General features: G+C 63.9%; 7 protein-coding genes. All 7 read right to left on the bottom strand.

From position 1 onward, the window contains the following. Positions 1 to 11 precede the first annotated feature (11 nt). The gene (locus Q0D45_RS09815; RefSeq protein ID WP_293391968.1) at positions 12 to 1,220 is read right to left on the bottom strand and encodes a CoA transferase; all 1,209 of its coding nucleotides are present in this window, start codon (positions 1,218 to 1,220) and stop codon (positions 12 to 14) included. Then, positions 1,217 to 2,893, bottom strand: a complete 1,677-nt coding sequence (locus Q0D45_RS09820) for an acyl-CoA dehydrogenase family protein (RefSeq protein ID WP_293391970.1) — start codon at positions 2,891 to 2,893, stop codon at positions 1,217 to 1,219. The genes Q0D45_RS09815 and Q0D45_RS09820 overlap by 4 nt, the downstream gene beginning before the upstream one ends. Beyond that, the gene (locus Q0D45_RS09825) at positions 2,886 to 3,803 is read right to left on the bottom strand and encodes a CoA ester lyase (protein WP_293391972.1); all 918 of its coding nucleotides are present in this window, start codon (positions 3,801 to 3,803) and stop codon (positions 2,886 to 2,888) included. The genes Q0D45_RS09820 and Q0D45_RS09825 overlap by 8 nt, the downstream gene beginning before the upstream one ends. Next, complete coding sequence (locus Q0D45_RS09830; RefSeq protein ID WP_293391974.1) at positions 3,800 to 4,648, bottom strand: hypothetical protein; 849 nt, start codon at positions 4,646 to 4,648, stop codon at positions 3,800 to 3,802. The genes Q0D45_RS09825 and Q0D45_RS09830 overlap by 4 nt, the downstream gene beginning before the upstream one ends. After that, positions 4,645 to 6,162 (bottom strand): 3-hydroxyacyl-CoA dehydrogenase, encoded by a 1,518-nt coding sequence (locus Q0D45_RS09835; RefSeq protein WP_293391976.1) that lies wholly within the window; start codon positions 6,160 to 6,162, stop codon positions 4,645 to 4,647. The genes Q0D45_RS09830 and Q0D45_RS09835 overlap by 4 nt, the downstream gene beginning before the upstream one ends. An 87-nt stretch (positions 6,163 to 6,249) precedes the next feature. Then, the gene (locus tag Q0D45_RS09840; protein ID WP_293391978.1) at positions 6,250 to 7,677 is read right to left on the bottom strand and encodes an aldehyde dehydrogenase family protein; all 1,428 of its coding nucleotides are present in this window, start codon (positions 7,675 to 7,677) and stop codon (positions 6,250 to 6,252) included. A gap of 10 nt (positions 7,678 to 7,687) precedes the next feature. Beyond that, positions 7,688 to 8,944: a CoA transferase gene (locus Q0D45_RS09845; RefSeq protein WP_293391979.1), complete on the bottom strand. Its 1,257-nt coding sequence runs from the start codon at positions 8,942 to 8,944 to the stop codon at positions 7,688 to 7,690. Positions 8,945 to 9,255 lie beyond the last annotated feature (311 nt).

A 9,255-nucleotide genomic window follows, 5' to 3' on the forward strand; every position in this document is an offset into this window, starting at 1 on the left:
GAACCCTGCGTTCAAGCGCGGACAACGCCCTTCCGTTGCAGGCGAAGGATGTCGCCGGACGTCAGACCGAGCAGCGTCGACAGCACCTCCTCGGTATGTGCGCCCAGGCGTGGTGCGGGCTGGGCGGGTGCGCGGCCCGATCCCAGGTCGAGCGGACTCGTCGGCGACAGGATGTTGCCCACGCCCTCCTGCCAAACGGTGCGAAACATGGGATTGGCAACCGAGCAGGCGGGATCGGCTTCAACCAGGTGCTTCACCGTCTGGTAGCGCTCCCAGCAGACGGCGTGCGCTTCGAACTGGGCGCTGACCTCGGCCAGCGTCCGAACCGCGATCCAGGACCCGACCAGGCGGGAGATCTGTTCGCGCGCCTTGAAGCGTTCTCCTTCCAGGTCGAGATTGAGGCCGAGCTGCGTGCCCAGCGACTTGATCTCGTCGGTAATGCCGGTCGCAGCACAGAGCGAGCGCCACTGCTTCGCACTCAGTCCGATGACCATGACGCGCACACCATCACCAGTCACGAAGTCACGACCGAAGGCGCCGAAAAGGTCGTTGCCGTAGCGGGGCCGCTCACTACCTAGCTGTGCTTCCGCGATAAGCCCCAGATTCCCGAGTGTCGCCAGTGCCACGTCCTCCAATGCGAGCTTGATGTGCTGTCCTTCGCCGGTGCGCCGCCGATGCCGCTCCGCGGCAAGCAGTCCTACGGCGGCCATATGGCCGGTGATGAGATCCCAAGCTGGCAGAACGTGATTGATCGCGCCTTCATGAGCCCGTGGACCGGTGAGAAAGGGGATGCCAACCTTGGCATTGACGGTGTAATCCACTGCGGAGCGGCCGTTGCGATCCCCCTGGATCGTCAGCTGGATCAGGTCGGCACGGCGGATCCGCAAGGTCTCGTAGTCCAGCCAGCCGCGCGCCGGGAAATTGGTGAGCAGGATGCCGGCATCGTCACCAGTTGCCGTAATCAGTGCCTGCGCCAGATCGCGCCCTTCCGGTTGGTTGATGTCGATCGCAACCGAACGCTTGGACTTGTTCAGGCCTGCCCAGAACAGGCTGATGTTGTCGTCCGTCACCGGCCAACGCCGGTAATCGATACCCCCGCCGAGTGGATCGATGCGGATGACATCGGCACCCAGCTGTGCAAGCGTCATCCCGCCGAGCGGGGCGGCGACGAAAGCGGAGACCTCGACGACGCGCAGGCCCTGCAGGATTCCGGGCGTCATTGCGGTCGGGCTGCATTCGCGTCGAGCGCGGCTTCCAGCAAGCTGCGCGCGACCACTTTCAGCGCCAGTGTCTCCTCCGCGCCCTCGAAGATAGACAGCACGCGCGCGTCGATAAAGTAGCGGCTTACCGCAACTTCCTCGGCGTAACCCATACCGCCATGGAGCTGCAACATCTCACGCGTGACCAGCTCCGCGGAGCGGCAGGCGAACAGTTTCACGAGGCTGGCCTCCACGCGGCCGCCGCCCTGATTCAGCAGCTTCCCGATCGCGTAGGTGAAGTAGCGACACACAACGTAACGTGCCGCCATCTTCGTCAACTTCGCGCCTGTGAGCGGATACGCCAGCAATGACGCACCGAAGACCTTGCGTTCTTCCGCGTAGCGCACCCCGGCAAGCAACGCCGCGCGCATCACGCCACTGGCCCTCGCCGCCGTCTGCAGGCGGCCTCCCATCATGCCGGCCATCGTGTAGTAGAAACCCTGCCCGAGGCCACCCTCTTCACCAATCACATTGGCGTCCGGCACGAAGAATTCCTCAAACGACAGTTCGAACGAGTGCATGCCGCGGTAGCCGATCGTCGGAATCGCTCGACCGACGAGGCGGCCACCACCGTCCTGTCGATAATCGAAGGCATGACCATCGAAGCTCGGCTTCTCCGCCAGCATCAGGCTCAAACCCTTGTAGCCCAGCGAACGATCCGGATTTGTGCGTGTGACCACCATCAGCACCCCGGCCTTGCCGGCAAATGTGCACCAAGTCTTCGTACCATCCAGCAACCACCCGCCCGCAACGCGCGTGCCGCGCAAATTCAGGCTGGCCACATCGGAGCCGAAGTCCGGCTCGGTGATGGCGATGGCGCATAGCGGCTGGCCTCGCGCGATCTGCGGAAGCCAGTGCTGCTTCTGTTTCTCAGTACCACCGGTGATCAGTGCGCAGGACAGGATTTCCGGCCGCGTGATCAGGCTGCCAGCCGCGGCGAGCGAGGCCTCCGACAGCGCCTCGGTCACTACAATCATCGTGAGGCTGTCCTTTTCGTCGTCAGGCGCGCTGCCGCCGTACCGCTCCGGAATGGACAAGCCGAACACGCCCATCTCGCGCAGCGGCTGCAGCAGCTGCTCTTCTGGCACGAGCAGATCATGCCGATGGATCTTCTCGGCCAGTGGCGTAACCGTCTCGGCAGCGAAGCGCTCGAACTGGTCGCGGACGAGCGTCAGTTCCTCGCTGACCGGCACCTGCGCAAGGTCGGCTGGATCGCGAGCGAGCAAGCGGGCGGTATCGTGCAGCGCTGCACCGCGGACCAGTTGCCGCTGCAAGCTGCGCAACTCGGCGTCGCGGGTCACCGCATGCAGAACATCGGAATCAAGATCGAGTTCCGCATACAGCGTTTCCAAGCGGTCCCGAACCAAGGTTATGGCCTCGATGCCGAAGATCCATGCGAGTCGGCGGTCCAGCTCTCCGGTCCGCGCATTCAAGGCGTCGAGCGTGATCTGGGCGGCAAGCAGTTCGGCCGTGGCCCAGGCGAGCTCGTAACTCGGCACCTGTTCCAGGTCCAGCTTCCCCGGGTCGAGCCGCCCCCCGGAGGCACAGCGCTTGGCTAGCACCGCCGTGGCAAGATCCAATGCCCCGCGCAGCTGGCCAAGGAGGCGCACGACCGAGGTTTGCGGGTCAGCCATTGTCGTCAAGTCGATGTTCCAGAGTGCTGTAGGTCGCACGGAAGGCATCGGCCCGCCGCACCAGTTCACGCGCGCGCAACACGACCGGCATGTCCACCATGCGGCCGCGGAACTCGAGTGCACCGCGACCCCGTGCTTCGGCCTCGTCGTAAGCAGCAAGCAGTTCACGCGCGTGGCGCACGTCTTCTGCTGGTGACGCGAATAGCTCGTTCATCACCGAGACTTGAAGAGGATGGATCGCGTACGAGCCGACAAACCCCATCTCTCGCGCACGGCGGATGAGGTCGCGGAACAGGTCGAGGTCTCGAAATACCGAGATCGATCCCGGAAAGCCAAAGGGCAGGATGCCGGCACGACGGCAGGCGAACAGGACGAGCTGGTTAGGGTCGTACAGCGCCTCCGGCGTCGGCTCGGCCCCAGCCGAGACGGAAAAATCCTCGGAGCCAAGAATCATGCCCATGATCCGCGGCGATGCGGTGGCGATTTCATCGAGCTTAGGCAAGGCATTCACATGCTCGATCTGCGCGATGAGCAGCATCTGGCCCGGTGCCATGCCACGTCGACGCTCGAGCGAAGTGATCCGGGCATCCAGGATGTGCACCTGGGCAGCCGACTCGACTTTCGGAACCATCAGCGCGCGCACCCCCGGTAGGACGGCGGCGTCGATATCTGCTGACACGAGCGCATCATCGGCATTGATGCGCACAAGCGCCGCGGCGCCAGACTGCGAGACCCTGAATGCAGCCGACGCGAGTCCTGCACGCGCCTGGATTTTTTGCGCCAGGGGCACGCTGTCTTCCAGGTCGAGCAGATAGGCGTCGGCGCCGCGGGTATGCGCGGCGTCGACGAACCTGTCCACGTGCGCTGGCACGAACAGCATCGAGCGCCAGATTGGAAACAAGCCGCTCATGCGAGAGTTGCGGTCGCACTCAGGCAGAGCTGCCCCTGGTGGTCCGCACTCCAGAGCTTCACGCTGGCTCCCTCCCGTTTTCCATTCACGGTGAATGGATGTGAGTCGAAGGTGGGACGTACTGCGCGGAACTGGAATGCGGTGAACCTGGCATTCGGCATATGGGCGCTTGCAAATTCCAGCAGCAGCGTCGCCAGCAACGGGCCATGGACAACAAGAGCGGGATAGAACTCGTGCTCCATGGCGTACTGCCGGTCGTAGTGGATGCGATGTCCGTTGTAGGTCAGTGCGGAGTAGCGGAACAACAGCACGGGGTCCGGCATGATGGTGCGCGACCAGTCGGCGTCGGTCCGCGCCGCAACTCCCTGAGCAATCGGCACCGGGCCTGTCGGCATCTCGCAATAGACGATGCTCTGCTTTTCGCGCAGGCAGAGCTTTGCATCCTGCGAGAACTCGTGATCGACCGTGACAAACACCAAGCTGCCAGACGTTCCCGACTTGGCATCCACCGAGCGGAGCACGGAGCGCCGCGTGGCCACCGCTCCCAAGCGAAACGGGCGCTCGATATATATCTCGCTCGCGGCCCACATCCGACGCGGCAAGGGCGTCGGGGGCAGAAAATTGCCGAGCTCGGCATGGCCATCGGGGCTGGTGTTCGACCCGGCGGGCGCGTCGAGAAAATAAAGCCACTGCCAGCCAAGCGGCAGCAGGTCGCCGGCCTTCGGCGCTGCCCCCCGGTCCAGCGCGCTGGCGAGTGCCTGCGCGCGGAAGGGATGCAAATCGTCGACGAGCACGCGCTCGCGGCCAACCCATTGGCGTAGATGGTCGATATCGATCTCGCTCAAGCGCGGCCAGCCTCCGGAGTGAGCAGCGACAGTCCCAGGCCCACGCGTCGCGTCAGCCAGGGGCTCGGGCGATAGCGCGGATCTCCGGTGACGGCCTGCATATTGCGCAGGATCATCAGTAGCGGGCGGCCGCCGATGCGGTCGCCCCAGCTCAGGGGACCATGCGGATACCCGAGCCCAAGTTTCACCGCATCCTCGATATCCGGAACCGATGCGATACCACGCTGTGCGATGTTCGCCGCGATGTTCACGATGGTCGCCAGCACGCACTGCACGACGAAGCCCGGGCTGTCGTTGATGATGGTCACCGGCGTTTCATGGCTTGCGATCAGCGCGTGCGCGGCATCTCTCGCGGCGGCACTCGTCACCGGCGTGATCATCAGCGTGCGGCGCTTGCCAAAGCCGGACAGCGGATCGAGGGCCACGGTCCGTGTTGCATCCAGCGCGTATTCGACGCAGACCGTGGTCGCGTCCTGGCCCCAAGGCTGCACGAGGATAAGGTCCGCCTCGTGGGCGTTCAAAACCACCCTCACCGATCGCGATTCGGCAAGCGTCACGAGGCTCTCTCGCTCTGCTGCAGCAGGCTCGATCCAGAGTCGCAGGGCGGGCGGCAACGCGGGGACGGGACGCGCCGTCTGATCCGGGATCGCCTTTGACTGCGCGTCATAGCGATACCAGCCCGCGCCCGACTTGCGACCAAACAGTCCCGCAGCGATACGCGGTCGCACCAGCGACGATGGACGGAAGCGCGGTTCCTGCTGGAACTGCTCGTAGATCGATTCCATGACCTTGCCCGACACATCGAGTCCGGTCAGGTCCAGCAACTCGAAGGGCCCCATCCTGAAGCCCGCAGCCTCGCGCATCAGCGTATCGACCTCGGCGACACTCGCGACTCGTTCCTCCAGAATCCGCAGGGCCTCGGTGAGGTAGCCACGCCCCGCGTGGTTGACTAGGAACCCGGGCTGGTCGGCCGTGATCACTGGTCGATGGCCGCTGCCTTCGACCAGTGCGACCAGGGTATCGACCGTTCCCTGCGTCGTCCGCACGGCGGCAATGATCTCCACAACCTTCATCAGCGGAACGGGATTGAAGAAGTGCAGACCAGCCACGCGCCCCGGGTATCGACACTTTGCGGCAATTTCCGCAACCACCAGCGACGAAGTGTTGCTGGCCAGGATCGCATGCTCGGAGACAACGGCTTCGAGCGATGCAAACAGCACCTGCTTCGCACCGATATCCTCGACGATGGCCTCGATCACCACATCGCAGGATGCAAGCTGGTCAAGCGCTGTGCAGGCCTTGATCCGAGCCATCATGGTCTCGGCTTCGGCGTGTGTATGGCGTCCTTTTTCGACTCCCTTTCCGATCATTCCAGCGACCGATGCCAGCGCCTTCGACACGGCGCCCTCCAGCGCATCGAACACCGAGACGGTATGCCCCGTCTGCGCGAACAGGTGCACGATGCCCTGGCCCATGGTGCCGGCGCCGACAACGCCTACGTGAAGTTCATTCATCGATGACCCGCATCCTAGTAGTCCGTGAACCCGAATCCGACGGGGCGCGCCAGGACAACCCCGGCGCCCCGTTGAGGTAGCGATCGCTCACCGGTCCGAGCCGGTCACCGCCTTGATCTCGAGGAACTCCTCGAATCCGAATCGCCCCCACTCACGGCCGTTGCCGGACTGCTTGTATCCGCCGAAGGGGGCGAAGGCATCGGGCGGCGCGTTGTTGATGTGCACCATCCCCGTTCGCAGGCATCCTGCAACCCGCCTCGCACGATCCGCGTTCGAAGAGGATACGTAGCCCGAAAGGCCGTAGCTCGTGTCATTGGCCATGCGAATGGCCTCGTCTTCATCGTCGTAGGGAATCATGCAGAGCACGGGACCAAAGATTTCTTCCCTCGAGATCTGCATCCCCGAACGTACATCGGCGAAGATCGTCGGCCGGGTGAAGAATCCCCGCTCGCATCCGTTGGGCCGCCCCAGCCCCCCTGTGACGATGCGGGCCCCCTCCTCCATGCCGATACGGATGTAGCTCTGTACCCGCTCGCAATGCGCCCGACTGCTGAGCGGACCCATCCTCACGCCGGGTGCCGAGGCCTCACCCACCGACACCGATTCGACCGTACTCACCGCGATGTCGATGGCCTCACCATAGTGGCGCCGATGCACGAACATGCGCGATGGCGCATTGCAGGACTGGCCACTGTTTTCAAGCAGGTGCAGCACGCCGGCCCTGACGGCGCTAGGCAGTTCGGCGTCGTCGAGGATCAGGTTTGCGGATTTTCCACCTAGTTCCTGGGCGACTCGCTTGACCGAATCGGCGGCTAGCTTCGCCACGCGGATGCCGGCCTTGGCGGAACCAGTAAAGGAAATCAGGTCGATGCCGGGATGCGCGACCAAGGCCTCGCCCACCGTTGCCCCATCGCCGTGGACCAGATTGAAGACGCCCGCAGGCACGCCTGCTTCGTGCAGGATCTCAGCGATCAGGATCGCGCTCAGCGGGGCCATCTCGCTAGGTTTGAGCACACAAGTACAGCCGGCAGCGAGAGCGGGCGCGAGCTTGCACATGATCTGATTGATCGGCCAATTCCACGGCGTGATGAAGCCGCAGACGCCGAAGGGCTCGCGCAGGATCAGGGTCGACCCGAGGCGCTCCTCGAACTGATAATCCCTGAGCACTGCAAGCGTGGTGTTCAGGTGCCGGAGGCCCGATGGCGCATGCCGACGGTTGGCGAGCTCCAGTGGCGCACCCATCTCGACGGAGACCGCCGCTGCGAGCTCCGGCACGCGCCGCTGGTAGACGGCGATGATGGCCTCCAGCAATTCGATCCGCTCTTGGCGCGTGCTGCGCGAATAGCTCACGAACGCCCTTCGCGCCGCCTGCACCGCACGATCAACATCGGCGGCCGATCCCAATGTCACGGTTGCTACCACCTCCTCCGTGCTCGGGTTGACGACCGCATGCGGTCGACCATTCGTGGCGGCGATCCAGGCGCCACCGATGTATAAGGTGTCAGTGTGCTGCATAGTCGTTTCCTCAGGCTCCGGATCGATCGGCAATGGCGCCAGAGCTATTCAAACGTCCGAGTTCCTCGGTGCCCAGGCCCAGCCAATCCGCCAGCACTTCGTTGGTATCCTGGCCCAGGCCGGGCGGCAGCCGGCTGAATCGTGCCGGCGTCTCCGACAGCTTCCCGGGATACGCCACCGACGGCACGCGCACGCCATCTGCCCGCTCGAAGTGATGCACCGTGTCGCGCGCCTCGATCATCGGCTCGCCAAAGGCCTGCGCGACGGTATTGACTGGACCGCAAGGGATATTGCGTGCCGATAGCGATGCGATCAGTGCCGATACCGACCGCTGCGCGATGAGTGCCTGCAGCGTGGCTTCGAGCGGGTCCCGGTTGATGGTCCGCAGACGATTCGTGGCGTAGCGTTCCTCCTGCGCCAGTTCGGGAACCTCCAGCACATCGCACAGTGCAGCGAACTGCCCGTTGTTGCCGACGGCGACGACGACCGGACCATCCATGGCATCGAATACGCGATACGGCACCACCGCCGGGTGCGCATTGCCGAGTCTGGGTGGCGAGCGGCCGCTGACCAGGAAGCTCAGCGCCTGGTTTGCCAGCGTGGAAATCTGCGTGTCGAACAGCGAGCAATCGATGGACTGGCCACGCCCCGTTCGTTCTGCGTGCCTCAATGCCATGAGCACGCTGACGGCGGCATACATGCCCGTCGAGATATCCGCCATCGCCACGCCTGGCTTTAGCGGGGGGCCATCCTTTTCACCCGTCACGCTCATCATCCCGCCCATCGCTTGCGCCACGAAGTCGTACCCTGGCCGATCCGCGTACGGGCCGGTCTGCCCGAAACCAGTGATGGAGCAGTAAATCAGGCGGGGATTCAGCGCCCTCAGGCTGTCACAATCCAGGCCGTACTTCTTCAGGCCACCGACCTTGAAGTTCTCAACCACCACATCCGCGTGCACGGCTAGGCGCCGAATGAGTGCTGCGCCATCGGGTGATGCCATGTTGATGGCAACGGACCGCTTATTGCGATTACACGCAAGATAATACGCGCTCTCGCCCAAGCCCTCGAAACCAGCTTCGGGCGGCAGGTTGGGCGGCCCCCATGTCCGCGTGTCGTCCCCCTGGTTCGGCGCCTCGATCTTGATCACGTCGGCGCCAAAATCGCCGAGGATCTGTGTACACCAGGGTCCGGCGAGCACCCGCGAAAGGTCGAGAACCTTTACGCCCGCCAGAGCTTGAGCCTTGCCTTCGTTGAGTTCCATGTTCATCAGTAGTCTGAAATCGCGATCGTTGGGTTTCGGAACGCGAGGGATTGGAGGACTAAAGTCCGAGTACGGCGAAGGACCGATGTCCTGCCACAGGAAGCCGCGGCGCCGCATTCTTGTGAATCAGGCAGTACAAAGGAACTTCCCCGAGTGGCCACGACATCCCCGTCATGAGGAAGCCGCCGGCCGCAGTCGACGTCCCCCCGCTTTGAGTAGCGATTTGTTTTAGAGCCCGTGGGTGGATGTTATCGCCTTGGCGGCAAGTTGCCTGGCATAGGCGGCGGGCGTGAGCCCGCCGAGTGCTTTCTTCGGTC

It is taken from the genome of Nevskia sp. (genome assembly GCF_023266035.1).
In the GTDB taxonomy this organism is placed as follows: Bacteria; Pseudomonadota; Gammaproteobacteria; order Nevskiales; family Nevskiaceae; genus Nevskia.

Excerpts from the sequence above, each read along its gene's own strand:
- Q0D45_RS09815 (WP_293391968.1), bottom strand. The coding sequence starts at position 1,220 with ATGACGCCCGGAATCCTGCAGGGCCTGCGCGTCGTCGAGGTCTCCGCT.
- Q0D45_RS09820 (WP_293391970.1), bottom strand. The coding sequence starts at position 2,893 with ATGGCTGACCCGCAAACCTCGGTCGTGCGCCTCCTTGGCCAGCTGCGC.
- Q0D45_RS09825 (WP_293391972.1), bottom strand. The coding sequence starts at position 3,803 with ATGAGCGGCTTGTTTCCAATCTGGCGCTCGATGCTGTTCGTGCCAGCG.
- Q0D45_RS09835 (WP_293391976.1), bottom strand. The coding sequence starts at position 6,162 with ATGAATGAACTTCACGTAGGCGTTGTCGGCGCCGGCACCATGGGCCAG.
- Q0D45_RS09840 (WP_293391978.1), bottom strand. The coding sequence starts at position 7,677 with ATGCAGCACACTGACACCTTATACATCGGTGGCGCCTGGATCGCCGCC.
- Q0D45_RS09845 (WP_293391979.1), bottom strand. The coding sequence starts at position 8,944 with ATGAACATGGAACTCAACGAAGGCAAGGCTCAAGCTCTGGCGGGCGTA.